The organism is Pirellulales bacterium, assembly GCA_019636335.1.
Taxonomy (GTDB): domain Bacteria; phylum Planctomycetota; class Planctomycetia; order Pirellulales; family JAEUIK01; genus JAHBXR01.
The window spans coordinates 56193-81774 of the sequence record JAHBXR010000016.1 but is presented as its reverse complement, the minus strand read 5'-3'; the positions used below and the strand labels follow the sequence as shown (position 1 = coordinate 81774).

Below are 25582 nucleotides of genomic sequence, written 5' to 3'. Positions count from 1 at the left end.
CCACGCACCACGGCAGCGTTAGTCCCAGCGAAGGTGAGGGTCGAGGGCATCACGGAGCCCATCCCCCAGCAGGTTGAAGCCGATCACCGACAGAGAAATGGCCAACCCCGGGGCCAGGGCCGGCCACAGACTGGTGCGGAGATTGTTCTTGGCAGCGGTGAGCATGTTGCCCCACTCGGGCACGCTGATTTCGCCGGCGATGCCCAGGAACGACAGCCCGGCTACTTCGAGAATCGCCGTACCCAGCCCCAGCGTGGCCAGGACCACCAGCGGATTGACGAGGGACGGAAAGATGGCACGCACCAGGATGTAGCCTGGCGTGGCGCCGGCGGCTCGGGCAGCGACGACAAAGTCCGCCTCGCGCACGCCGAGAGTTGTTGCCCGAATCTGCCGGCAGAAGACGGGGATGTTAATCGTGCCGACAGCGATCATCACGGCGATCCAGCCCGGCTCGAGCGCCACCACCACCAACAGCGCCACCAGCAGACTGGGAAACGACAGAATCACATCGACCGCGCGCATGATGAGTGCGTCGATCTTGCCGCCGGCGTAGCCTGCGATCGCGCCGAGGGGCGCTCCGATCGAGATGGCCACGGTGATCGAGACGAGCCCCGCCACGAACGAAAGTCTCGCCCCATAGATGACGCGGCTCAGGTTGTCTCGCCCCACGGAATCGGTTCCCAGCGGATGCTGCCAGGAGGGACTGAGCAGTTGATCGGCCACGAGCCGCTCGGGGTTGTACGGCGCGAGGAGCGGCGCCGCGACGGCGCAGACGACGAGCAGCATGACGAGCGCCGCGCCTACCCAAGCCGATCGGCTGCGGCGCAAGCGACGCCAGGCGCGCTGCCAGGGAGATTCGTGCCTGGTAGGTTCATCCATGCGTGGCTTCTCCCAAACGAACGCGTGGATCGAGGAAGGCGAAGAGCGCATCGACGGCGAGATTCGTCGCCACGAAGACAGTTGCCACGAGCAGCGTGCCCCCCTGCACGGCGTTATAATCGCTGTGCTGCACGGCCTGGACAATATATCGCCCCAGCCCCGGCCAGTTGAAAACGCTCTCGGTCAGCACCGCGCCGGAAAGGAGCTGCCCGAACTGCAAGCCGCCGATATTCACCACCGGCAGGGCCGCGTTCGGAAAGGCATGTCGCAGCACGACGCGCCAGGGTGGATTGCCTTTGGCCCGGGCCGTGCGGACGAAATCGGCCGAGAGGATCTCGAGCATGCTGCTGCGTGTGATGCGGGCGATGTACGCCATCGGAATCGTGCTCAGCGCGAGCGCCGGCAGGCAGAGATGCGCGAGCGACGCCCCCAGCACATCCCCACGTCCGCGGAGTAGACTTTCGACCGCGATGAATTCCGTCGCACGGTCGAAGACGGTGCCGGGAGGAAGTCGCCAGCTTGGGGGCATCTGCGGAAAGACATAGAGCAGGCAGAGCCCAAGAAAAAACACCGGCACGCTCACCCCCAAGAGCGACACCGTCATGCAGAGATAGTCGGGCGTGCGATTGCGCCACACGGCGGCCGAGATGCCGGCGACGATGCCAAGCGGAACGGCCAAGGCAATGGCCGCCAGTGTCAGCTCGACCGTGGCGGGAAAAGTGCGACGCAGCCCCTCGGCCACACTTTCGGGATAGAAGAAGGAATCGCCCAACTCACCGCGTAACAGTCCTTGTAGAAAGCGACCAAGCTGCACGTAGAGGGGCTGGTCCCAACCTTGCCGGGCCATTTCCTCGGCGACCTGCTCGGGCACGGCATGCTGACCGAAGCGTGCCAACACGGGATTGTTGGGCACGACGCGAATCGCCAGAAAGACGAGCACCAGTGCGACAAGCGTCGTCGGAATGGCGAGCGCCGCTCGTCGCGCCAGGTACTGCAACACAGCTCGGCGTCCTTACGGAAGAAAGGGGCTTTATGGACTGGCGGCGGATTTTTCGTCTACGAGACGCACGTGGCGCAGGCGGACGAGCCCCGTGGGATGGAGCACGTAGTCTTTCACGCGCGACCGCTCGGCGACGGCGATGTTCGTGTGGACCAAGGGGACCAACGGCGCGTCGGCAAAAATCAATTCCTGCGTCTGACGGTAAAGCGCTTCGCGGCGTTCGCGGTCGAGCTCTTGCTTGCCGGCCAAGAGTAGCCGATGCACCTCGGGATTGCGATAGCGGCTGATGTTATTGCCCCCCGAGTCGTTGATGTTGTCGGGATCGAGCAGGGCATAGAGGAAGTTGTCGGGATCGGCATTGTCGGAGCTCCACCCGGCCAGAGCCAATTGATGCTCGCCCCGGCTGAGCCGCTGAAAATGCTGACTGATCTCGTTGACCACAATGCGTGCCTCGATGCCGATCTCGCGGAGCGATTCCTTGATGAAGACGGCCGTCTCGAGCGGCTGCTGCATGTAGGGACGCGCGGAGCCCATGACGAACAGGTCGAGCTTCAAGGGTAGCTCGAAGCCCCGCTCGGCCTGGGCCTCGGCCAGTAACTGCCGGGCCAGAGCGACATCGTGGGGCCGATCGTGAATTTGATCGTTCCAGGCCCACATGTCTCGCGGGACGGGATTCACGGCCGGCGTGGCGCGGCCGGCATAGGCCACTTCGATCAGCCGCTTTTTGTCGATGGCGTGCGCGATCGCCTGGCGCACCTGGGGATGGTCGAGCGGGGGTTTGTCATTCTGCATCGAGAGATAAGCAACGTTCATGCCGGTCGCCTCTTCGACCTGTACGCCTGGCACGTGCGACATCGTGGCAAGATCGGCCGGCGGCAGATGATCGACCATGTGGACGTCCCCTCGTTCGAGTTGCCGGGCGGCGACGGCGCTCTCGAGAATCGGGACGAAGACGACGCGCTGCACGCTGGGCGGGCCACCCCAGTAATCTTCGTTTGCCTCGAGCACGAGCTCTTGATCGCGCGTCCAGCGACTAAAGCGAAACGGCCCGGTCCCGATCGGATGCGTGCCAAAGCGCTTGCCGTATTGCTTCACTGCCGTGGGGCTGACAATGCTGGCCGGAAACATGGCCAGATTCGCCTCGAAGACGGCGCTGGGACGCGCCAACTCGAACTCGACCGTGTGCGGATCGATCGCGCGCACCGCCACGATGTCGCGGTAGTCGGGCCGATAGGGAATCATCGACGAATGTACGTCGGGATGATCGTCTTGAATCAATCGGTTGAAGGTGAAGACGACCGCGTCGGCATCGAATGGAGTTCCGTCGTGAAAACGTACTCCCTCGCGGAGGTGAAACGTCCAGCGCAGCCCATCCTCGCTCGTCTCCCAACGCGTGGCCAGACCGGGCACACGCTCGGTCGTGTGTTCGTCGTACTCGATGAGCGTATCAAAGACGTTGACGATCGGCTTCACGCTCTCGCCGATATCGGTATGAATCGGATCGAGCTGATCGGCCTCGCCGCCGCGGGCGTAGACGAGCGTGTCGGGGGGCTGCGCCACGCGCGCACAACCCGCGATAGCGCAACAGGCAGCGAGCGCAAGTGAAAGGCAGATGATTTGCAGTCGCCAGCAGGGAGATGGTCGGACCTTCATGGTCACTTGATGGGGCAGGGGACCGCGTGTCGGTGGGGTGGGTCGTTCCTAATTCGCGTTCAGAATCGCGCCGTTGGGATACTACTACAGCATGCCAGTCAAGGCAGCTCACGAACCGCTACGTGCTTCCCCGGATGGGCCGTTGGTCGAAAGAGAGCGGGGAGCGGGAGGCAGGAGTGGCAATTGCGACGCGTCGAAGCCAGCGTCGCGCCCATCGGTTGCGCCGCCTCGTGCCGGCGTGATCGCGACTCCATAATCGGAAGGCTGGTGCGTGTGGATGGGCCGATCGGCGCTGGGCAAGTCCTTCCAGCCGACGCGGGCCCAGAAGCCGCGCCAGGTGGGCTCCGTCGTCTGTTGCGGAGCACCTTGCGGACCGACACCGGTAATGCGGCGGCGGATGCCGAAGCCTTCATAGAAATTGCCGTCGCCGGTGAGCACGAGCTGGTTGCGAATCACCGACACCGGTGCCACGCCTACTTGATCGAGCAGCACGGCATCGGCGGCTGCCAGCAAAATACAATCGGTACAGGTAATGGTCGTCGACAAGGCGTGAGGGCTGTCCTTGGTCGCCGTGAGCAAACAGAGACCGTCGCGGGCCACGCCGGTCAGGTGCCGTAGCGAGATTTCGACCTTCGTGCCCGTCGGAGGGGCGTCGGGGAGACTGCCGAGCTCGAGAAACCGCTCGGTCGTGGCGAGCAGCCCGTTGTCCCAATCGACGTCCAGTGACGGCGGCACGTCGGCCCGAAGGAAGGTCGCCTCGCCGCGAGCGATACAGTTCTGCAATTGGATACCGATGGGCGTCGACGACGTTTCGCCCGTCGAGCCCATGATGCTGTCGAGCGCGGGCGGTCCCACTTCGAGGAAGGAGACGCCCGCGTGATACGCGGATTCAGGATCGGCCGCGTTGCGAATGGTGAGCGAGCAGCGCTCGAGGCGGACGAGCTCGGCTTGCTCGATCTTGATCAAGCTCCAAGCGTCGGCCGGAACCATGCGCGGCAGGTCGAGCTCGAGCGCGATGCCGAAGAGCGCGAGCCGGCGTCCATGGACGGCGATCATCGCGCGAGGATACTTGAGCGGATCGAGCTCATCGGGGGCAAAGTTCACGACCGGCTGAAAACCTTCGCCCGCACGAATCGTGAGTCGCAGGTTGTGCAGGGCGATCGGTTCTTCGACGCGACGTCCGTTGTAGCGCAGCTCGACGATATCGCCGCTACGTGCGGCGGCACAGGCCGCAGCCAGCGTGTCGAAGCGGCGACCGCCATTTTTCGACTCTTCGCCGACGACGAGCACCGCCGGCCCACTCGAAGTGGAACCACTCGTGGCGGTCGAGGGCGAAACGGGGGCCACTTCGGCCGGCAAGGTGGTGGGAACGCTATTCGTGGCGAGATCGGTAGCACTCAGCGAACCATCGAGCGGCGTGGCGACGGTCGCTTTGGCCGATATCTCTGGCGGCCCCAGTGCATCGGTCACGGGCAGGTTGGTACCCCCTTCGGCCAACACGGGGTGATCGACGGGCAGATTCGTCGACTCGCTGGTGGTGACCGTCGTCGAGTTGTCGGCGGATGTCGCAGGGGGCGCATCGTTCGATGCCGTTGCGGTCTCGGGCGGTGTACGCACCGGCGCGGCCGAGGCGTTTTCACCAGTGGCGGTATCCGGCGGCGAAGAGTCCAGGCTACCTGCCAGCTCGGAATCGATGGCCGAGTCGGTGGCGATGGCCGGTGCGCGGCGCGTGGTGGAAGGGGGCGCCGTGCCGATCGGCAAGAAGTAGACCGCCGCGACCACCACGCCGAGCAGAATCGTCGGTACCAGCCACGGAAGATGTTGCTCGAGCTGGAATCCGCGCGCAGTCTCGGGCGGGGTGAAGACGTAATTCGTCGTGCTGGTCGGCAGGTCGAGATCGTTCGCCAGGCGCAGGAGATCGGCGACCAGCTCGCTGGGCGATTGATAGCGCCGCGCGGGATCTTTGGCCAGCATACGCGCGAGAATGCGCGCCAGCTCGGGGGGCACGTCAGGGTTCAGCTCGCGCGGATCGGGGGGGGCATCCCCCTGGTGCTGCAAGAGCTTCTGCAGCACGGTTCCTTCGGGGAAGGGGGGGCGGCCCGTCAGCATGTAGTACAGCGTGCAGCCGAGTGAATAGATGTCGCTGCGGACGTCGGCCACGCGGGGATCGCGCGCCTGCTCGGGCGAGATGTAGTCGAACGTGCCGAGCGTGACGCCGCTGGCCGTGAGATCGTCTTGCGATTGCGATACCTGGTGCAGGCGAGCGAGCCCCATGTCGACCAGCTTCGCGCGGCCGCTGTCGGTGATCAGTACGTTCGAAGGCTTGATATCGCGATGGACTACCTCGCGGGCACTGGCGTGGGCCAAGGCATCGGCGATCTGCAACGTGAAGCTGACAATCTCGGCGAGCGTGAGCTGCCCCCGCCGCTCGATCAGATCGCGCAGGTTCTGCCCCTGGATGTACTCGAAGGCGATGTAATGCAGGCCCTGATCCTCGCCCACGTAGTACGCGCGAGCGATATTTTCATGGTCGAGCCGGGCGGCCGATTGGGCCTCGTTGTGGAAACGGCGGACCGTTTCGTCGTCGGCCGCATGTTCGGAGGAGAGGATCTTGATGGCGACCGTGCGGTGGAGCCGCGTGTCGAGGGCGCGAAACACGGCCCCCATGCCCCCGCCGCCGACAAACTCCTGGAGTTCGAAGTGGTCAAGCCGCATCCCTTCGAGCGACTTGCCCAAATCGGAAGGGCGCAGGGGAAGTTCGTTGGCTGGGCCGGCGAGGGGGGGATTCTTCGAGATCACCGTCGGCTGATCGAAACGCACCTGCGAGGGAAAAGGGGTCTCGCCCGACGTGGAGATGTTCGGCGGCGTGGACCCGTTTTCGGTCGACGGCGGCGAGGTCGACTCGGCCGGGGTCTCGGCGGGCGCAGCGGGAAGCGACTTCTCGCGCCGAGAGACGGTGGTGGAGTCGGAATCGCTCATTCGATCCTCGTGGCTCCCTCTTGGAACCGCATGTTGGCGGCGCCTGTTGCGCTCGTAAAACCGGCGTGCGTCGACCTCATGTCGCACTACGTTGCGTGGGCTGGCGGGAAGAATACCCGGCGCCGCGCCCTGGCGGCTAATCGCCTGACAAGTCGAGAAGGGGGGCTCGCCCGCGGCTCGAATTCAGCCAGCCGGCGAACCCTTCGATTTTAGTCGTGTCTTGGAGGAGGGTCAACCAAAACCATCGACCGCTACTACACTTACGATTCTGCCTGGCCAAGGGGTGCGATTCGCCAGACCGGGCTACAATGCCGTCTTGCAGCGTCACGCGAATCCAATAAGATGGCACCTGTCGCTCGCGGGCAGTCGAAACGCAAGTTCCCGCCTGGCTTCGAGAAGCGACGTTCGCCCCACGGAGCTCTGCCCGCGCGGCGCGAACACAATCAGGAGAGGTGGCTGAGTGGCCGAAAGCGCGGGTTTGCTAAATCCGTGAACGGGTAACCGTTCCGCAGGTTCGAATCCTGTCCTCTCCGCTCATTTTGAGTTTTGGGCATCGCAAGTGCTTTTGAAATCTTGGTTTGCGATGGCGCCATTCTTGAGATTCCTTTCTTTATGCTAAATCGGTTTCTACCGATTCTCGTTTCAACGCATCTCTTCTCGCTCGAATCGGGGCTGGCCGAGCGTCGCCTATCCAATCGCTGCATCACAGCTCGTGATGCGTCACTCGCGATGCGCGTGTAATGGCGCATGATCTCGGCATCCCACGTGGCCAACCCACTCGCGCAGATGGCCTCAGGAATCCCTTGAATCAGCGCATGCGAAATGAAATCGACAAAGGCGGTTCGCTTGGCGCAACGCAAGCGGCAGGTTCACTGTTGCGCTAATTCATTGGGGGGCGCGCAGTCCTTTATCGAGGAGTGGCACTACGAGGACGAGTTCAACCTGGTCGTCCGGCACATTGACCGGGCGGCGCGCCACACGGCGTATCTCCGCGATGCCGCCGGCAACGTGCGGGAAGTGCGGCAGGCGATCGGGAATCTCGACGACATGCACCTGCCCGCCGTCGACGACCTGACGACGAGCTACACCTACACCAGCAGCGGCGCCGCCGGCCTGCTCGACACGCGGACCGATCCCGACGGCCGCGTCACCGACGTCGACTACCTGGGCGCGACGGGCTTGGTGAGCGCGATCACCTTGGGGGCGGGGAGCGAGGTGGCCGGCACGCGGCAGTTCTTCTACGACGCAGAGACGCGGGTCATGACGCACAGCCTGGACGAGCTGGGGCGTCGCACCGATTACGTCTACGACGCGCTCGACCGCCTGACCGAGTGGTGGGAGCCCGACCCCGATCCGACGGCGCACGGCGACGCGGACCGCCCGGTGTGGGTCTACGACTACTGCGCCTGCGGCCGCCTCACGTCGATCCTCGATCCGGAATACACGATCACGAGCTACCGCTTCCATCCGCAGCGCGGCTGGCTCAGCGAAGCCAAAATCCTCGGCTCCGACCTCGAGACCTACCGGCAGGAGTTTTATGGCTACGACGCCACGGGCCGACTGACGAGCGTCACCACCGGACTGGGGCAGGAGACGAGCTACCTCTACGACGACGCGGGGCGGCTGGTGAAGTTGACGCTCCCCGATCCGGATGGCGCGGGGGGCGCCGCGCGTCCCGCGTGGGAATATTTTTACGACGACGCGAACCTGCTGATCGCGGTGCGGGACCCGCTTGCGCGGCAGACCGATTACCATTACGACAACCTCTTCCGCCTGGAACGGGTGGAGCTGCCCGCCGTCGGCGGCGTGCGGCCCGAGTGGAACTATGCGTACTGGGATGACGGCGCCGTTTACTCGATCACCGACCCGGAAGGGGGGACGACGCTCCTGATCCCGGACGAGGCGGGGCGGCTGCAACGGGTCGAGCTGGACGCTTCCTTGTCGACGCCCAACGTCACGCTGGCGCAGTACGCCTACGACGGGGCGGGGAACCTGCGTTTCGCGACCGACGAACTGGGGCGCGTGACCGAGCGGGTCTACGACGCGCGGGGCCGGCTCGCGGAGTTGCTTGAGCCCGACCCGGACGGCGCCGGCAGCCTGCCGCGGCCGGTGATTGCGTTTACTTACGACGCGGTCGGCAATTTGAAAACCCTGACCGATCCGAACCAGAACACGACCGAGTGGTTTTACGACGGCCTCGACCGGCCGATCGAGGAGGTGAACGAGCTGGGCGCGAGTCGCTTTTATGCGTACGACCTGCTGGGGCGCGTCACGAAGTTCACCGACCGGCTCGAGCGCGTGACGGAATATGAATACAATCCCCTCTCGCAGGTCACCAGCGAGATCTGGAAAAACGCGCTCGGCGCGACCGTCCGCACGATCGAGTCGACTTACAACGCCGCGGCGCTGTTGGAAACAATCTACGACAGCGGGAGCCTCTCTTACGAGTTCGCCTACGACGGGCTCGACCGGCTGAGCTACAGCAGCTCGTTCGGCGGCGGCTTGCCCTTCACCGTCCTGGAAAATTCTTACGACGCGCTGGGCCAGCGCACCGAACTGAAGGTCTATCGGAACTTCACGCTCGACCACACCAACGCCTACGAATACGACGCGCTCGGCCGGATGACGAACCTCGCGCAGACGGGCGCCACGGTGGCCGCCAAGTCGGTCGGTTTTACTTATCTCAAGGACGGCCGGCTCGACACGCTCGCCCGCTCGAACGGCGTCACGAGCGATTTTACCTACAACGACCGCGGGCAGCTCACCTCGCTCGTCCACGCGGGGGTCGGCGCCGGCTCGATCTCGCACGCCTACACCTACCAGGGACCCCGCGTCCAGACCTACACGAACGTGCATGGCACGGTGACGTACGGTTATGACAATCTCGACCAGTTGAAAAGCGCCAACTGGCCCGGCAGCGCCAACGATGAGAATTACTCGTACGACGAGGCCGGCAACCGCACACTCGACGGCGCGTCATCCTATACCGTCGGCGTGAACAATCGGCTCGTCTCCGACGGAGTCTATCGCTACGGCTACGACGCCGAAGGGAATCGCACGTCGCGCTACGTCGATGCCGATTCGAGCGGCACGCTGAACGCAGGTGACACCGATGTCACCTTGTACGACTACGATCACAGAAACCGGCTGGCCAAGGTCACCCATAAGCCGTCGTTCGGCGCGGCCAACGATCGAGTCATCAGCTATCTCTACGATCCCTTCGATCGCCGCATCGGCCGCGATTTAGACGCCGACGGGAACGGGACCATCGATCGGCGCGAGCGCTGGGTCAACGACGGCAGCGAAGCGATCCTGGAGTTCGTCGATCCCGATGGAACGGGCCCGGCCGCCATGGCGCTCTCCAAGCGCTTCCTCAACGGCCCCGCCGTCGATCAGATCCTCGCGCAAGAGGATTTATCCAAATCGATCAATGCCGCCGACCGCGTCCTCTGGCACCTTTCGGACAGCCAGGGGACCGTGCGCGATCTCGTCGACAATACGGGCGACCTCGTCGAACGCTACAGGTACGACGCCTTCGGCGAGTTGATCGTTATCACGGACGCAACGGGAATCATTGTCGCCACACAGCCCAGAACCAACTTTCTCTACAACGGCATGTGGCGCGACCCGGAGACGGGGTTCTACGCCACGATGACCCGCTGGTACGACCCCAGAACAGGCCGCTGGATCCACGAAGACTGGATCGGCTTCCGCGGCGGAGACTACAATCTACATCGCTACGTTGAAAACAGTCCGACGAATGCCACCGATCCGAGCGGCCTTGCGCCGTGGAAAATGCCAGATGGTGATGGAGACTACACCATTCCCCCTCGCAATACTGGTGGACCGGTAGATACAAAGCCAACACGTCCACCAGTACAAGCGATTACCAATCCTCAATACGGTGATTATCCATGGTTTTTCAAGCCAGCTGGCAAGCCACCAGCAGCCGTTGAAGAGGAGTGCGGAAAGATCAATCCCGTCATCATCGGTCAGCGAGACATGGGTAAATCTCAGGGCATCGGCGGGGGCCAGACAATTAAAGTAACCGATATTCCCGATGATTTTCTGGTTGGTTCTCAGGGGGCAGGGCCGTGTATCATTATGATTATTAGTGTTCCAGTCCGGGATAAACCAGGAAATCGCGACGTAATCGTTTCACATTGCTACGCTGCCGATAATCCTTTTAAGTCGCTGGAAGCGATTGGGGGATTTCCAGTAGGATGTCATGCGGCAGTGGCAGGGGGGGATGGGAGCAGGGAGTCTAACACCGAGTTGCTGCTGGTGCTTACGGCACTTCAGTCGCAGGGAGCGATTATCGATGGATATTTTAGTGGAAGCGGTCTTTGGGTCGATAATCGCGGAAATTACCATACCTACGAGAGCGATGTCAAAAAAACCAAGTAGCAATTTGCGTTATAACGCTTGCCAAGGTCGATACACTACGCGCGCTGGCCACTCGTTGTGGATGTTCCTGCTAGTCGTGATTGCACTGTCATTGTTTGTGGTATTAGCGGCTAAGTTTTGGAGGATGCACCACTTTCGAGCGGCAGTTCAAAGCGTTCGATCGAAGCTAGAACCAATCTATTTCTCCACTCCCGCGGAGTTTGAGGCTCTAGCATGGCAGGAAGCTGTTGGGTTGACGCAAACAGCTTTTCTGAACAACGTTGGATACGAAAGCACTTCACTTAGTTCCGTCGAAGAACTGTCACATACACTCAGCGAAACCGATGATCCAGAACAAGTGCTTTTTACGATTTGGCGGTTTATCGAGTCCAGAGGAGATGTAAGTGCTGACTATGTGAACAAGTGGAAACCCGAGTTTCTCAGATATCTCGAGCGAGCACGCTCCAATCCACAGGGCCTCAGGTGGGTGCCGAACAACGAAATCGATGGCAGCAGGAACGCGATGGCCCTGAGATTTCCGTCACTGACGTCACCAGCCACGAGTACGCGGATTGTCGCGGCCGGTGACTGCGTTTACTTATGACGCGGTCGGGAATTTGAAAACGCTGACCGATCCCAACCAGAACGTGACCGAGTGGTTTTACGACGGGCTCGACCGGCCGATCGAGGAGCGGAACGAGCTCGGAGCGAGCCGCTTCTACGCCTACGACCGGCTGGGGCGCGTGACGACATTCACCGACCGGCTGGAGCGGGTGACGCAGTACCAGTACAATCCCCTCTCGCAGGTCACGAGCGAGGTCTGGAAGGAGGTCTCGGGCACGACGGTGCGCACGATCGGCTACCATTACAACGCCGCGGCGCTGCTCGAGACGGTCATCGACTCGCAGGGCATGGCCTACCAGTACGTCTACGACGGCCTCGATCGGATCGACTACACGAACATGGTCGGCGGCGGTCTCCCCTTCATGACCCTCGACGCGGGCTACGACGCGCTCGGCAACCGCACCTCGCTGAGCGCTTACGCCAGCTTCACGCTCGACCATACCAACACCTACGAGTAAGACCCGCTCGGCCGGATGACGAGCATCGAGCAGACGGGCGCGACCGTGGCCACGAAGTCGGTCGAGTTCAGCTACTTGAAAGATGGCCGGCTCGACACGCTCGTCCGCTCGAACGGCGTCACGAGCGATTTCAACTACAACGACCGCGGGCAGCTCACCTCGCTCGTCCACGCGGGGGTCGGCGCCGGCTCGATCTCACATGCCTACACCTACCAGGGACCCCGCGTCGCCACCTATACCAACGTCCACGGCACCGTCACCTACGGCTACGATCACCTCGACCAGTTGAAAAGCGCGAATTGGCCCGGCAGCGCGAACGACGAGAATTACTCGTACGACGACGCGGGAAATCGCACGCTCGACGGCGCGTTATCCTATACCGTCGGCGTGAACAATCGGTTGTTGTCCGACGGCACGTACACTTACCAGTACGATGCCGAAGGGAACTTGACGCAGCGGTATGTCGACGTGGATGCCAGCGGCACGCTGAACAGTGGCGACACCGATGTCACGCTCTACGACTATGACCATAAAAATCGTTTGGCGAAGGTTACTCATAAGCCCAGCTTCAGCGCGGCCAACGACCAGGTCATCAGCTATCTCTATGATCACTTCGACCGGCGGATCGGGCGCGACCTGGACGCCGACGGGAACGGCACCATCGATCGCCGAGAGCGCTGGGTCAACGACGGCAGCGAGGCCATCCTGGAGTTCCTCGACCCGGACGGCGACGGACCGGCCGCCATGGCACTCTCCAAAAGGTTCTTAAACGGCCCGGCCGTCGATCAGATCCTCGCGCAAGAGGATTTATCCAAATCGATCAGCGCCGCCGACCGCGTCCTGTGGCACCTTTCGGACAGCCAGGGGACCGTACGCGACTTGGTGGACAACACCGGCGATCTCGTCGAGCACTACCGGTATGACGCCTTCGGCGAGTTGATCGAGATCCGGGACGGCGCCAACAACGTCGTCACCACACAGCCCAAGACGAACTTATTGTACAACGGCATGTGGAGAGATCCGGAGACGGGCGACCTGCACGCCCGCCATCGCGTCTACGATCCCGCCACCGGCCGCTGGAAGCAGGAGGATCCTCAACCCGATGACGTGAATCTGTATCGCTACGTGGGCAACAGCCCGACAGGCTACATTGACCCCGACGGGCTAGCCAGATTGCCAGTGAACGGCGGCCATTGGGACGGCGCCCCCGGCAACTCAAACTGGATTCCGGATCAATCGATCCCACTTCCTGACGGCGGCGTGGCTGAGAGCGTTCCCTTTCGCGATGGCTATCCTGATTTCAGTGGATGGTGCGAAGCTGAGGTGGAGATCTCAATGACTGGTCATAACAGACGTGATAAGAGACTGGCTCGCGATCAAATGCGCATTCTAACAGGAGATCCAAAGTGGAAGCCTAGAGACGGGTATTTATGGCATCACGATGCTCTTACCGGCAAGATGCAACTTGTTCCGAGCGGCCTCAACGACATTGTACATGAAGGTGCCGCGTGCCTTGTGCGCCAAGGACTGCCGGCGAGAATCAATCTCCGTCCATCGAGCGGTTTGAAGTGTGTGACGGGGACTGTGGATATTATCGGGACCATAGAAAACGTGCGCGACGGCGTTGATAGAATCCGGGGTGGTGTGACCTGGGGACCATACACCTTCAAAGACAGAGGCGGAACTTATGTTTATGAACAGATGGGAGAAGGTTTCGCTTACCGAGGTACAGACAAGGTGTACATCTGCGGGCCGAGAGAAGGCGAGCGGGAGATGACATTCAACGCTTGGGCACGACTCAAAGTCCTCTGGAAAAGCCTCTTCGATCGCCCCGCGACAGGCAGGCCCGTGTTCGGCGAGGATTGGCAATGAAAGTCGACAGCAATCCCAGCATCGAAGGAATTCCGTTTCGTTAGCGCCCCCTCGGTGTTTAATATATGCTTACTTTAATTGCCATAGCCACTATATTTAATATGTGCATTATGCCGCCAATTTCCTTTGCCCCAGGCACAGAGTCGCTAATAGACAGCTATCAACCGGTTTCCGACAAGGACATTCGTGATTTTGAACAAAAGATCGGTTTTACACTTCCAGAAGACTATCGTGCATTCTTACTCCAGCGCAACGGTGGTTGGTTTTGCCATGATGAGGTTTGTCCATTAAAGGATCCCCGCGGATACCAGGGAGAGAAACTAATTGATCTCGATAGCTTGGATAGCCTAAGCACCGACAATGTTGGTTTGGAATACAGACGAAACAATTACGGAGGACAATTACCACCAGATATGCTAGTCATTGGCACGGCGGCTATGGGAGACGGACTGGTTGTACCATTGACTGGCAAACGCCGCGGTGCCGTCTTGCTTTTTGATCACGAAGGTTCCGGTGAGTGGAATGAGCGGCTGTACTTGATCGCAGATTCTTTCGAAACCTTCATGCACTCGATTAAATCGCAGCCGGAGGTCACGGAAGCCCTGCCGCTTTTTCAGGCAGCGCAGACGGCGGATTTCGTGGCCCTTGAACGGCTGCTTCAAGCAGGCGAGTCCCTCGAAACCCGCAACGAGCGCGGAGAAACTCCATTAATGTGCGCCGCTGGATGGCGTCAGCCCCGTGTTGTGGAGTTCCTGCTTAAACGTGGCGCGGACATGCATGCTCAAGACATCTCAAGCAAGACAGTATTGATTCACGCCGCAAGAGGAGGTTCCGTCGATTGCGTAGGGCTGGTTCTGGAAGCTGGAGCCAATATCAACAGTCAGGATGAAGATGGCCAGTCAGCGCTGACAAGGGCAATCGGAAGTCTTTACACGCGAGCGGCGTTGTACTTGATCGAACATGGTGCGGATGTCCATGTCCGCGACAAATCAGGAAAAACGACCTTGATCCACGCCGCCAAATGGAACTTATCAGGCTTGTCGCGACGACTGTTGGAAGCCGGAGTCGATGTCAATGCACAAGACAAGGAAGGAGAATCAGCGCTCACAGCATCCATCAGGCCTTCTGGTGGCAACGTTACTTCAATCTACCTGATCGAACAAGGTGCGGACATTCATGTGCAAACCAAACGCGGCGAGACCCCCCTGTCGATGGCCAAGTACGCCAATCTGAAAGAATTGCTCAAGCAGCGTTTGAATGAATCGCGATGATCCGCCCGGGACAAATCACAAATCGATGCTTTCCCAGAGTGCGAAAGCATTTCGGAATTTACTGAATCCGATTACCCTCGATAAATCCGAATAATGAACGGACAGATTAATATTCTTGAAGTCGGATTGTTCGCAATTTACTTCGTTCTACTCGTCGTAATTGCCAATTCGGCCGGAGATTACATCGCTTCAAAAGCGATGCGTGTGAGCCTTGGATTTGTATTTCTGACTATAGGGATCTGTATATGGCCGTTTCTTCGAAGATATCCAGTGCGCTGGTTCTTCGCGATTCTCGCTGGCCGGACACGTCGCTAGATGTAACCAACCAACAGTGTTCCAGACGACCAATTCGGACAATCTCGACATGCTCTACATCTACGACTTATTAGGGGATCTCACGTCGGTCCTCGATCCGGAATACACGATCACGAGCTACCGCTTCCATCCGCAGCGCGGCTGGCTCAGCGAAGCCAAAATCCTCGGCTCCGACCTCGAGACCTACCCGCCCGCGACGGTCGCCGTCTCGCCTATCTCGAGGTGGGAGATCCGCTCGGTCCGCTGGTGATTCACAACCACGGCGGCCCCAGCAGTCGCCTCGAGGCCCGCCTCTTCGCCGACGTAGCCACGCGGCATGGCCTGCGGTTTCTATGCGTCGACCGGCCCGGTTATGGACAATCGAGTCCGCAGCGAACGCCCGCCCATGCCTCTTGGGCCGACGACCTGACGACGATCGCCGATACGCTCGGCTACCGCGAATTCGGCGTCACCGGTTGGTCGGGGGGAGGTCCGTCGGCCCTCGCGGCCGCCGCGTATATCGATCCGGCGCGATTGCGTCACGTGACCTGCATCTCCGGTGGCAACTACGGAACGTTCGGCGACAACTGGGCCGCCGATCAGCTTTCCAAGATCGATGCCCTGGGGGCTTGCTCGCCTTGCACTTCGAGCCCGGTTTCCGTCTCATGTATGCCACGCTCGGCATCACGGCCGAACATTTTCGCAAGACCTATCTCGATCAACTGCGCAAGGCGGTCAGCGACTACGATCGACAGATCTTGCTGCAACCGGGGGTCGAGGCCGCCTTCAGCGACGCGAGCGCCGAGTGCTTTGCGCAAGGGAGCGATGGGCTGGTCCGCGACGCGGAGCTCGACTATCGGCACTGGGCCTTCGATGTGACGCAGATCGAACGACCCATTCACCTGTGGCAGGGGACCGAGGATCGACTGGTGCCCTTTTCCATTAACCAGCAAATCGCTGCCCGCATGCCCGGCGCCGTGTGGCATCCCGTCGCAGACGCCGGCCATTTCGTGGCCCTCGGAGCCGCAGACGAGATACTGGCCATTGCGGCCGAAGAGTTGCGGTCTCCTGCACGGTGAGAGATAAGGACAGGTCGACGAACGCACAGGTATCCCCCGATCAGGCGTGAAAACATGAAGCCCGTTCTTGCTGCCACACTTGCCCTGGCCATGCTCTGTCTTTTGCCGCCCGGTAGCCGTGGCGCGGATCCACCTCCTCGCGATCTCTCAGCTCTGCTCGCTCCCGTCGTCCAGCAGAATAACGTACCCGGCATAGCGGCTGCCGTGGTGCGCCGCGGCGAAATAGTCGCCCTGGGCGTGGCGGGTGTGCGGACGCGCGGCAAACCCGAACTGGTGGAGACGGCCGATGCGTTTCACATCGGCTCCGACACCAAGGCGATGACCGCCCTGCTCTGCGGCATCCTGGTCGAGGAAGGCAAGCTGTCGTGGGATCAAACCCTGCTCGAGACCTTTCCCGAATTGAAGAAGGAAATGCAGGTGCAGTACCAGCAGGTCACGCTCGAGCAACTCCTCACGCATCGCAGCGGAGCCCCGGGCGATCTCACGAAGTATGCACTTTGGAACAAGCTCTGGCAGTTCAAGGGCACCCCCACCAGAGCGCGCCGTATGCTTCTCGAATCAGTCGTGTCGAAGCCGCCGGAGGCCCCGCCCGGCGAGAAGTACATCTATTCGAATGCCGGCTATACAATCGCCGGTCATATGGCCGAGCAGCTCACGGGCAAGGCATGGGAAGATCTCATGCGCGAAAAGATCTTCAATCCACTCGGCATGACCACGGCCGGCTTTGGCGCCCCGGGCACCCGTGCGAAGAACGATCAGCCGCGCGGCCATCAGGCCAATGGCTCGCCGGTCGAGCCCGGTCCTGGGGCCGACAACCCACCGACCATCGGTCCCGCAGGCACCGTCCACTGTTCGATCGTCGACTGGGCCAAGTTCGTCGCGGCAAATCTTCCTTCGGCAAAGCACAAGCTCGTTTCGAGCGAAACGCTCGCCCGGCTCCACACGCCAGCGCCGGGCGAGCCCGAGTACGCCATGGGCTGGATCGTTGCGCGTGGCCAACCCTGGGCCGGTGGTCCCGCCCTGATGCATGCCGGCAGCAATACGATGTGGTATGCCGTGGCGTGGCTGGCGCCGGAGAAGGACTTCGCCGTTCTCGTCGCCTGCAATCAGGCCAACGACAAGGCTACGAACGACGCCGTCGTTGCCCTCATCACCGATCATTTCAAGAATGCCCCGAGATAAGACGACGGTCGCAACGTTTCGTCGCGGTAAGGGGCAACCCGAGGGGGCGAAGTGAGACGAAAATCGCATGGACGGACTCTTCCGCTTTTCCACCGCCGTCAGACGTGACGCTGCGGTTGACGCTTGGATGCTCGACCACGCGGGGCCCCTGGGTGCAATCGCCGAACACTGGTTCGACGTGCTGCGCGCCTGCGGCGACGATATGCGCGAACTGCTACACGATGGCCATCCGACCGCCTGCGTCGAGGACGTAGCGTTCGCCTACGTGAACGCCTTTACGGCGCACGTCAACGTGGGATTCTTTCGCGGGGCGGAGCTCGCCGACCCCGATGGCCTGCTCACGGGGGCCGGCAAGTACATGCGGCACGTCAAGCTGCGACCCGGCCACCAGGTCAATCCCCAGGCACTCCAGCGACTGATCCAGTCGGCCTACCACGACATGCAGCGACGGCTTGCGGCGGAATGATTCTTACGAATTCCTGCCCAGCGAGCCCAGATTGGGCAGACTTTATCGGACCCCAAGCCTCGAGCTTCGCCAACCAAGGACAGTCAGCAATCGCCCCTGTCCACTGCCCGCTAACTACTGCCCCCCGCCCAGTCCCCCGCGAAAAAATTCTCCCTTTGGTTTAGAATGGTGGACCTGGGGTACCGGGCTGTCTGCCGGGCGTGCCGCCGGCGTGATTCACAGCCCATCGGTCCCGGGCAACAAGTGTCCCTGCTCGCCACCGCCAGGGGGGAGAGCTAGCGAAATACGGCCTTGCCCGCCGCGTGCGCAGCACCGGCTCATCCGCGAGCGGGCGGTACCTGGAATTCAATCGAGATCAAAGACGTCGTCACGCCGGCAGGCCTGAAGGGTCGCCACGGGCGCGAAGTCGATAACGCGAGGAAGCAGATTCGCATGGGAAGAATATTCGAGAAGCGCAAAGAGTCGATCTTCAAGACGGCAGCTCAGAAGTCGAAGCTCTATTCCAAGTACGGCAAGCAGCTCTACATGGCCGCCAAGAATGGCGTGCCCGACCCCGATGCCAATCCCGCCCTGCGGGCCATGGTCGACAAGGCCAAGCGCGAACAGATTCCCAGCCATGTGATCGAGAAGGCGATCCAGAAGGCGGCCGGCGCGGGGGGCGAGGACTTTCAGCCCGCGCGCTACGAGGGATTCGGGCCCGGCGGCGCGCTGGTGATCGTCGATTGCCTGACCGACAACAACCAGCGCACCATCTCCGAGGTGCGCAGTTGCTTCTCGAAGACCGGCTCGAAGCTGGCCGCCAACGGCTCGGTCGCCATGTCGTTCGATCACGTCGCGGTTCTCTCCTTCAAGGGAGACAACGAGGAACAGGTGCTCGAGGCGCTGCTCAATGCCGACGTCGACGTTGAAGAGGTCGAATGCAAGGATGGCTACGTGACGATCTTCGCCCCCCCGAGCGAGTTCTACAAGGCAAAGACCGCCCTGCTCGCCGCCTTCTCCGACGTCGAGCTGGAGACGCAAGAGATTACCTTCCTGCCGCAGTCCAGCACCACGCTCAGCGCCGAAGATCAGCCGCTGTTCGACAAGTTCATCAACATGCTGAACGACTGCGAAGACGTGCAGGATATCTATCACAACGTGGTGACGTCGAGTTAGTACCCCGGCGAAGTAATTTATCGTCGAGGTTCACCACCGGATATTGCAGCTAGGCAGCGACCTGCGCAGCCGCTCGATCCCCTCGTTGCTGAATTTCGTGTCGTACAGGGCAAGTTGCTTCAACTTGGTCAGCGTCGAAAGGGTGGGAATGGAGTCGTCACCGATATCGGTGCCAGACAGATCGAGCACTTCGATCGAGGGAATGTTTTCCAGCCCATCCCCGTTGAATGCCGCTTCATAGAGATTCAGTCCGCGCAACTTCGGCATGTGCGGCAGCCGAATATAAGATTCGACTCCATCCTCACCGTCGGTTTCGTGGTCTGCTTCATCGACGTAAGCAAAGCACATGTCGAGCGCCTCGAGCTGCCGTAATCGCTCAAGCGCCTGTAATTGTCGGTCGGAAACATTGCCCATGATACGCACTACTTTGAGGCGTCGCAGTGTTGCAACCTGTTCCAAGTTAATACCGCTCGCGTCGATGCTAATCACTCGGTCAAACGATGCGAATGGCCAATCGCCGATAAGTACACGCAGCCAAGATGGTCCGCTTGGTTGCCATCGAACCCGTTGAGCGATTGGGCCCCATGTTACATCTGGAATATGGGTGCTTTCGACGGTTCGCAAGGTGTTTTGCTCCGCCAAGTGTTGCGATCGATGGTACGCCAAGACGGTGGCTATCGCAGAGAGAACACCGACGATGAGCAGCAGGTCGCGGATGCGGAACTGAACAAGTCGCTCACGCCTCCCTCGCCACCGTTCGAATAGCAATGCTGCGGCGGAGGCTGCTATCAGTCCGATTGCCACGTCGGCGATGAGGTACAGCAAGCTAAAGTGGCGAACGCCCTCGAAAACGTTCCAGGTCGACAGCCACCAGAAAGGCGGGCCACTTAGCGTTACCGTTTCTCGCCACAGGTACGTGAAAGGCCAGCCATGTTCCGCGTGTTCGTAATACTCGAAGTGCGGACCATATTTTCCATCTTGGAAGATATCGGGACCGACGAGGATTTGACCGGGTAGGTTGAGGAACAAAACCACGCCGACGGCGATGACAAGAAAAACGAACGATGAGCGGTGCCACTTGCAACGTAAAAGCGATTTTCGCGGAGTTGTAGGTTCTGTCATGGAGTCTGCTCACCAAAGTAACCGCAGTGGTCGGACGGTTACCAGGCACTATACGCCAGCCGAAACAACTGTCCCAGGCGTGGTCACGATATTTGGTTCCTGCGCGGCCAGCCGCCGACGGAACTTCACGTGTCGCCGGCGCGTCCATTCCACCAGTGGTCGCCACGTTGCCGCCGTCAGTTGATTTCGTATCAGCAGGTGCCAGAGGCGATTCGAACGCTTGTACAAGTACGACATCGCCAGATACGGCAGAACGGCCCGTACGTCGCGCGGCCGACGCGACCAGATCGAGCGGTGCGAGAACAAACGCTCGTAGCACCACGCGTATCCTTCCGCCAGTTCCTCTTCACTCAGATGGCGCGGGCGGAACACGACGTGCGCCGTGTCGTACAGCGACCAGTTCTTGTGCAGCAAGCGACCCTCGCGTTCCATCGTGTCGAACAGCGGCGTGCCTGGGTAAGGCGTCAGGATGTGGAACGTGGCACACTCCAGCCGGTTTTGCTCGATCCAGTCGACCGTCCGCGCAAAGACGTCCGGACGGTCGTGATCGAAGCCCAGCACGAAGCTGCCGTTCACCTGAATGCCGTGGTCGTGCAGCAGGGCCACGCGTCGCGCATAGTCGGCCGCCTGCGGACTCTTCTTACGCGCGTCGGCGATGTTCGCGTCACTGAGCGACTCGAAGCCGACGAAAACGCCCGTGCAGCCCGCCAGCGCCATCTCGCGCACGATTGTGGGATCATCGGTCACGTCGATCGAGACCGCGGCGCTCCAGATCTTGTCCAACGGGCGCAGCGCTTGGCACAGCTCGCGCAGATATTCGGGCCGCGAGCCCAGGTTATTGTCGACGAACACCGCGTACGGCTGATCGTCCGCCTCGAACTCATGGACGATCTGTTCCACGTCTCGCATCAGGTAGGGCATGTGCAGCCCCTCGGTCGCCAGGTAGCAGAACCCGCAACGGTTGTGGCAGCCGCGCGTGGCGATCAGGCTGGTCGTCGTCAGAAAGCTTCGCCGCGGCAGCAGATCGCGGCGCGGGGCGGGATCGTCGCGGTAAGGTCGTCGATAATCGCCGCGATAAAGTTTTTGCAGGCGACCGGCGGCCACATCGTCGAGAATGCGCCCCCACAACTGCACCCCTTCGCTCAGGGCCAGAGCGTCGGCGTGCGGCGTCGCCTCGTCGGGGCATGACAACACGTGCAAGCCACCGAGCACCACCTTCGCGCCGCGCGCCCGATACCACGCCGCCAGCTCATAAGCACGTTCGGCGAAGGTCAGGTGAACGGTGATCCCCACCACCTCCGGAAATGGATCGCAGGGGGGCGGGCCAGCCAGCAGATTCTCGTCCCAATACTCGACGCGCCAATCGCGGGGCGTGCTCGCCGCGATGCTCGTCAGCGCCAGGCTCGGCGTCAGCACGTGCTTGCCAAAGCTCGCGTGCGGATCCTTGGGGTAGAACGGATTCAGCAGCAGGGCAAACCTCGGCTCCGGCGGCGGGGTTACGCCCCACGCGTCGAGCCGCGGCGCCTCTCGCATTTCTCGCGGGATCCATCGCGTACGCATGGCGGCTCCTTGCTTTGTTATGCAAAGTATGTGCTCAAAAAATTTTCGTCCCTCACGCGGGCGACCATCCCATGCCGGGGCGCTTGGCGGCTGCCGCGGTCTGGGCGGCGTCGGCTACCACGCGTTCCAGTTCGGCCAGGTAGGCGGCGAATTCCGCCTGCCCCCGGTCCGTCATGCGGCACCAGGTTTGTCGCCGTTCTCCCGACTGGCCCTTCTCGACGGAGATCAATCCCGCTTCGCGCAGCACTTCGAGATGGCGATTCAAGTTCCCATCCGTCAGATCGCAGAGAACTTTCAAGTCGTTGAACGACAGGCCATCGGCGTGCGACACGAGTGACGTCATGATGCCGAGCCGGGCCTTTTCGTGGATGGGACGCTGCAGCCCTTCGTAGGCGTAGCGCCCCGACCTCCGCTCGCTCGGCTGCGGAGCTTTATTCGATCGGGCCATGGTTTCGCTCCAGGGTGAAGTACAGCACCGCGGCCGTCGCCAGTTGCCCCATGCCGTAAGGAGACAAACTATCACCATTGCCCGCGGCGGTAATCAGAAACGTGCCTGCCAGCAGATAGAACGCGCCGATCAGCAGGCTGGGACGCGGCAGGTTGCGCCACGAGGCGAAGATGCCCAGGCTGAAAAACGTGGCCCACAGCCCGGGTAGCAACGGTGCGGTCTCGCGCGAGAACCGCAAGATCGCCAGCGTCACGAGCGCCCCGGCCAACACGCACGGCCCGAATTTTTCGAGCGCCTGGATGATGCCGTGCCGCACGAGCTTCGAGTCGGTCGTCCGGTAACGCTCGAACAACTGCAGCAACACGAGCGCCACGCTAACGGCGGCTACGCCGACCCACAACATCGTGTACTCGACGAGGTTCTGTCCTGGATCTGGGATCCACGTAGCCTGGGCCACTGCCGCCATCAGACCTAGTACACCCGTTACCGCCACCGGCAAGGCTCGATAGCCACGAAACACCGTCGCCTCGGTCATCTGCGCGCGGATCTCACCGATCTGCGCGAGCGCCTCCTGCAGCGACGGCGTGATGAGCTGCTCCGACATGGTTGGCTCCCGGCAAAAACGAAGGCCAGCGATCCGACAGTCGACGGCGTGCTTTGTAGTGCAAAGTGAGTCTCGCGTCAAGCAAATGGTCTTGCGCACTTTTCAACTCTGGCCAGCCGGCCCCGGTAATCCCTGCGCTAGCGAAGCGAAATCCCCTGTCACAAAACGGAGCCCCCAGGCGTCCTTGCTACAGACCCGGCGGAGGCCGCGACTGGCAGTCAACAAGCCGTCCTGCTCGCTCGCAAGCCACGAGGAGAACATCATGTTGCGCAAGTCGCTATGGTTGCCGATCGGCCTACTGCTGGTGGCTGGTGGAACCACCTTCGCTCATCGACACACAGACGGCGAAGCGGTGAAAGTCCTTTCCTCGCACGAGATCGAGGAGCGGTTTGATGGTAAACCATCGGCCGTCACGGTCGTCGAAGTCACAATCGAACCCGGCCAGGCTGGCCTGCCCCATCGACATCCCGGCCCCGGTTTCGTCTACGTGCTCGAGGGAGAATACGAATTGGGCATCGACGACCAGCCCACGAAGATCTTCCACGCGGGCGAAACCTTCTATGAGCCCACGGGGTGCCTGCACCGTGTGTCACGCAATCCGAGCAGCAAGAGTCGGACGCGCCTCATCGCCGTCGTCGTTCATCCGCGCGATGCCAAGGAGGTGGCCATTCCCGAACACGAGAATCCGCCCGGCCGCGCTGGCAAACACTGACGCCACGGTAGAATGAATCCCGGTGATAAATCCCCGGAGTTACTCCGCCATGAGTTGCAATCTCGAAGCATTGCGTCCGCGGATGATGTCGGTGGCTTACCGCATGCTGGGCAGCGTCGCCGATGCCGAAGATGCCGTACAAGATGCCTTCCTGCGGTTGCAAACGGCCGCGGACGTCACGTCGCCCGAGGGCTTTCTCGTGCGCACGACGACGCGCCGCTGTCTCGATCAATTGCGCGCCTGCAAACGTCGCAAAAAGTACGTCGGCCCCTGGGTTCCCGAACCGATCGATACTACGAGTGCCCTCCAACAAGATCTGGCCGAGTCGCTCAGCCAGGGCTTTCTGTTGATGTTGGAACGCCTCACTCCGAACGAGCGGGCCGCTTTCCTGTTGCGTACGGTCTTCGATTACGAATACGCCGAGATCGCCGACATCCTGGGCAAGTCCGAGCAGCACGTGCGGCAAATTGTCAGCCGGGCAAAAGCGCACCTGCTGAACGAGAAAACTCGCTATCAACCCTCGCCCCAGGAGGCCCGCGGTTTGGCCGAGCGCTTCGTAGCCGCCTGCCGCGCCGGCGACGTGAAGCAGGTCGAGCAATTGTTTGCCGACGAGGCCGAGGTTTACTCCGATGGCGGCGGCAAGACGTACGCCGCTCGAACGGTCATTCGCGGACGCAGCCGTGCCGCGCGCTTCATGGCCGGCGTGTTGCACAAGAAGTGGCGCGACGATGACATGCGTCCGGCGACCGTCAACGGAAAGCCAGGTGTCGTCTTCACGCGTCATGGCGTCGTAGTACACGTCGTGTCGTTGCGAATCGAGCAAGGCGTGAAGGCGGTCTACATCACGGTCAACCCCGATAAGCTCGCCCGTTGGTCGACCACCAGCATCGACTAGACGACGCACAAGTCGCAGCGGCGATGGAAGACGATCTGCCGATTTACATTCTCTCTCTGTATCGGATCGCGGCGAGTTGCCGGCAACGCCTGCCGCAACAACACCTTAACCCATTCGCACTTCCTCCAGTTCAGGGGCTGCCTGGTCGGGGCAGTCCGAGAAAGGTCAACCATGAGAATCGTCGTTATCGGCGGCAGTGGCCTGATTGGCAAAAAGCTCTGCCAGCAACTTCGCGATCGGGGGCACGACGTGCTGGCGGCATCTCCATCTTCAGGCGTCAACACGATCACGTGCGAGGGGCTCGGCGAGGCACTGGCCGGCGCGCAGGTGGTGGTCGACGTGGCAAATTCACCCTCGTTCGAAGACAAGGCTGTGCTCGAGTTCTTCGAGACGTCGGGGCGCCATCTGCTGGTCTTCGAAGTCCTCGCGCGTGTGCAACACCACGTGGCGCTCTCGGTCGTCGGCACCGATCGTCTGCTGGCTAGTGGATATTTCCGCGCCAAGCTGGCCCAGGAGAACCTCATCAAGGCTGCTGGCATTCCCTACACGATCGTGCGCGCAACGCAGTTTTTCGAGTTCGTCGGCGCGATTGCCGAATCGTCCGCCAACGGACAGTCGGTGCGTCTTCCTTCGGCCTCGATGCAGCCGATCGTCTCCGACGACGTCGTGGCCGTGTTGGCCGATGTCGCCACGGCGGCGCCGCGCAACGCGACGATCGACATCGCCGGACCCGAGAAGATCGCCATGGACGAGTTGGTGCGACAATGGTTCCGCGCCAAGCACGATCCGCGCGAAGTCGTGACCGATACGCGGGCGGGCTACTTCGGCACGCCCGTGGACGATCAGAGTCTCGTCCCGACGGACGAAGCTCGCCTGGGGGCCACGCGCTTCGCCGACTGGCTCGGACGCTCGCAGGTGCAATGTGCGCCGTAAAGCTGTGGGG

At 61.5% G+C, this 25582-nt stretch carries 20 protein-coding genes and 1 tRNA gene; 13 read left to right on the top strand and 8 right to left on the bottom strand.

What is annotated here, in order from left to right; translation table 11 throughout:
* Positions 1 to 18: 18 nt before the first annotated feature.
* The 4 genes from KF708_16075 to KF708_16060 all read right to left on the bottom strand — a co-directional run bounded on the left by KF708_16075 (position 19) and on the right by KF708_16060 (position 6511).
* Positions 19 to 879 carry an ABC transporter permease gene (locus KF708_16075; protein MBX3414206.1) on the bottom strand — a complete coding sequence of 287 codons (861 nt, stop codon included), beginning with the start codon at positions 877 to 879 and terminating at the stop codon, positions 19 to 21.
* The gene (locus KF708_16070; GenBank protein ID MBX3414205.1) at positions 872 to 1792 is read right to left on the bottom strand and encodes an ABC transporter permease; all 921 of its coding nucleotides are present in this window, start codon (positions 1790 to 1792) and stop codon (positions 872 to 874) included. The genes KF708_16075 and KF708_16070 overlap by 8 nt, the downstream gene beginning before the upstream one ends.
* A gap of 117 nt (positions 1793 to 1909) precedes the next feature.
* Positions 1910 to 3532, bottom strand: coding sequence for an ABC transporter substrate-binding protein (locus KF708_16065; protein ID MBX3414204.1), 1623 nt, complete (start codon positions 3530 to 3532; stop codon positions 1910 to 1912).
* Between the two features lie 108 nt (positions 3533 to 3640).
* Entirely contained in the window at positions 3641 to 6511 is a 2871-nt protein-coding gene (locus tag KF708_16060; protein MBX3414203.1) for a serine/threonine protein kinase, read from the bottom strand.
* A 446-nt stretch (positions 6512 to 6957) separates the two neighbouring features.
* On the opposite strand from KF708_16060, the gene KF708_16055 reads away from it, so the two are divergent.
* From KF708_16055 to KF708_16010, 10 genes are all read left to right on the top strand, one after another.
* Positions 6958 to 7044 (top strand) — tRNA-Ser (locus KF708_16055).
* A gap of 313 nt (positions 7045 to 7357) precedes the next feature.
* A complete protein-coding gene (locus KF708_16050; protein MBX3414202.1) occupies positions 7358 to 10918 on the top strand; it encodes an RHS repeat protein in 3561 nt (1186 codons plus the stop codon).
* Between the two features lie 563 nt (positions 10919 to 11481).
* Positions 11482 to 11979 carry an RHS repeat protein gene (locus KF708_16045; protein ID MBX3414201.1) on the top strand — a complete coding sequence of 166 codons (498 nt, stop codon included), beginning with the start codon at positions 11482 to 11484 and terminating at the stop codon, positions 11977 to 11979.
* Positions 11980 to 11994: 15 nt separating this feature from the next.
* Entirely contained in the window at positions 11995 to 13851 is a 1857-nt protein-coding gene (locus tag KF708_16040) for an HNH endonuclease (protein ID MBX3414200.1), read from the top strand.
* Positions 13852 to 13916: 65 nt separating this feature from the next.
* Complete coding sequence (locus KF708_16035; protein ID MBX3414199.1) at positions 13917 to 15122, top strand: ankyrin repeat domain-containing protein; 1206 nt, start codon at positions 13917 to 13919, stop codon at positions 15120 to 15122.
* Between the two features lie 331 nt (positions 15123 to 15453).
* A complete protein-coding gene (locus KF708_16030) occupies positions 15454 to 15687 on the top strand; it encodes a hypothetical protein (GenBank protein ID MBX3414198.1) in 234 nt (77 codons plus the stop codon).
* On the top strand, positions 15660 to 16295 hold the full coding sequence (locus KF708_16025; GenBank protein ID MBX3414197.1) for an alpha/beta fold hydrolase: 636 nt from the start codon (positions 15660 to 15662) through the stop codon (positions 16293 to 16295). The genes KF708_16030 and KF708_16025 overlap by 28 nt, the downstream gene beginning before the upstream one ends.
* A gap of 254 nt (positions 16296 to 16549) precedes the next feature.
* A complete protein-coding gene (locus KF708_16020) occupies positions 16550 to 17677 on the top strand; it encodes a beta-lactamase family protein (GenBank protein MBX3414196.1) in 1128 nt (375 codons plus the stop codon).
* A gap of 67 nt (positions 17678 to 17744) precedes the next feature.
* Positions 17745 to 18143 carry a DUF1801 domain-containing protein gene (locus KF708_16015; protein MBX3414195.1) on the top strand — a complete coding sequence of 133 codons (399 nt, stop codon included), beginning with the start codon at positions 17745 to 17747 and terminating at the stop codon, positions 18141 to 18143.
* Between the two features lie 432 nt (positions 18144 to 18575).
* Positions 18576 to 19298: a YebC/PmpR family DNA-binding transcriptional regulator gene (locus KF708_16010; protein ID MBX3414194.1), complete on the top strand. Its 723-nt coding sequence runs from the start codon at positions 18576 to 18578 to the stop codon at positions 19296 to 19298.
* Positions 19299 to 19328: 30 nt separating this feature from the next.
* Here KF708_16010 and KF708_16005 read toward each other — a convergent pair whose 3' ends face one another.
* Genes KF708_16005 through KF708_15990 form a run of 4 tightly spaced genes read right to left on the bottom strand, consistent with a single transcriptional unit; the run spans position 19329 to position 23032 of the window.
* Entirely contained in the window at positions 19329 to 20420 is a 1092-nt protein-coding gene (locus KF708_16005) for a hypothetical protein (protein ID MBX3414193.1), read from the bottom strand.
* Positions 20421 to 20468: 48 nt separating this feature from the next.
* Positions 20469 to 21980 carry a B12-binding domain-containing radical SAM protein gene (locus KF708_16000; GenBank protein ID MBX3414192.1) on the bottom strand — a complete coding sequence of 504 codons (1512 nt, stop codon included), beginning with the start codon at positions 21978 to 21980 and terminating at the stop codon, positions 20469 to 20471.
* Between the two features lie 52 nt (positions 21981 to 22032).
* Complete coding sequence (locus tag KF708_15995) at positions 22033 to 22428, bottom strand: transcriptional regulator (protein ID MBX3414191.1); 396 nt, start codon at positions 22426 to 22428, stop codon at positions 22033 to 22035.
* The gene (locus tag KF708_15990; GenBank protein ID MBX3414190.1) at positions 22412 to 23032 is read right to left on the bottom strand and encodes a hypothetical protein; all 621 of its coding nucleotides are present in this window, start codon (positions 23030 to 23032) and stop codon (positions 22412 to 22414) included. Before KF708_15990 ends, KF708_15995 begins: the two co-directional genes overlap by 17 nt.
* A 262-nt stretch (positions 23033 to 23294) precedes the next feature.
* On the opposite strand from KF708_15990, the gene KF708_15985 reads away from it, so the two are divergent.
* The 3 genes from KF708_15985 to KF708_15975 all read left to right on the top strand — a co-directional run bounded on the left by KF708_15985 (position 23295) and on the right by KF708_15975 (position 25572).
* Positions 23295 to 23744 carry a cupin domain-containing protein gene (locus tag KF708_15985; GenBank protein MBX3414189.1) on the top strand — a complete coding sequence of 150 codons (450 nt, stop codon included), beginning with the start codon at positions 23295 to 23297 and terminating at the stop codon, positions 23742 to 23744.
* 49 nt (positions 23745 to 23793) lie between these two features.
* Positions 23794 to 24639, top strand: a complete 846-nt coding sequence (sigJ, locus tag KF708_15980; protein ID MBX3414188.1) for an RNA polymerase sigma factor SigJ — start codon at positions 23794 to 23796, stop codon at positions 24637 to 24639.
* 171 nt (positions 24640 to 24810) lie between these two features.
* Positions 24811 to 25572: an SDR family oxidoreductase gene (locus KF708_15975; protein ID MBX3414187.1), complete on the top strand. Its 762-nt coding sequence runs from the start codon at positions 24811 to 24813 to the stop codon at positions 25570 to 25572.
* The last annotated feature ends 10 nt before the right edge of the window (positions 25573 to 25582 follow it).

Coding starts and splice junctions, on each gene's coding strand:
- KF708_16035 (MBX3414199.1), top strand. CDS start 13,917: ATGCTTACTTTAATTGCCATAGCCACTATATTTAATATGTGCATTATG.
- KF708_16005 (MBX3414193.1), bottom strand. CDS start 20,420: ATGACAGAACCTACAACTCCGCGAAAATCGCTTTTACGTTGCAAGTGG.
- KF708_16065 (MBX3414204.1), bottom strand. CDS start 3,532: ATGAAGGTCCGACCATCTCCCTGCTGGCGACTGCAAATCATCTGCCTT.
- KF708_15985 (MBX3414189.1), top strand. CDS start 23,295: ATGTTGCGCAAGTCGCTATGGTTGCCGATCGGCCTACTGCTGGTGGCT.
- KF708_16075 (MBX3414206.1), bottom strand. CDS start 879: ATGGATGAACCTACCAGGCACGAATCTCCCTGGCAGCGCGCCTGGCGT.
- KF708_16060 (MBX3414203.1), bottom strand. CDS start 6,511: ATGAGCGATTCCGACTCCACCACCGTCTCTCGGCGCGAGAAGTCGCTT.
- KF708_16015 (MBX3414195.1), top strand. CDS start 17,745: ATGGACGGACTCTTCCGCTTTTCCACCGCCGTCAGACGTGACGCTGCG.
- KF708_16000 (MBX3414192.1), bottom strand. CDS start 21,980: ATGCGTACGCGATGGATCCCGCGAGAAATGCGAGAGGCGCCGCGGCTC.
- KF708_16020 (MBX3414196.1), top strand. CDS start 16,550: ATGAAGCCCGTTCTTGCTGCCACACTTGCCCTGGCCATGCTCTGTCTT.
- KF708_15990 (MBX3414190.1), bottom strand. CDS start 23,032: ATGTCGGAGCAGCTCATCACGCCGTCGCTGCAGGAGGCGCTCGCGCAG.
- KF708_15975 (MBX3414187.1), top strand. CDS start 24,811: ATGAGAATCGTCGTTATCGGCGGCAGTGGCCTGATTGGCAAAAAGCTC.
- KF708_16010 (MBX3414194.1), top strand. CDS start 18,576: ATGGGAAGAATATTCGAGAAGCGCAAAGAGTCGATCTTCAAGACGGCA.
- KF708_15995 (MBX3414191.1), bottom strand. CDS start 22,428: ATGGCCCGATCGAATAAAGCTCCGCAGCCGAGCGAGCGGAGGTCGGGG.
- KF708_16040 (MBX3414200.1), top strand. CDS start 11,995: ATGACGAGCATCGAGCAGACGGGCGCGACCGTGGCCACGAAGTCGGTC.
- sigJ (MBX3414188.1), top strand. CDS start 23,794: ATGAGTTGCAATCTCGAAGCATTGCGTCCGCGGATGATGTCGGTGGCT.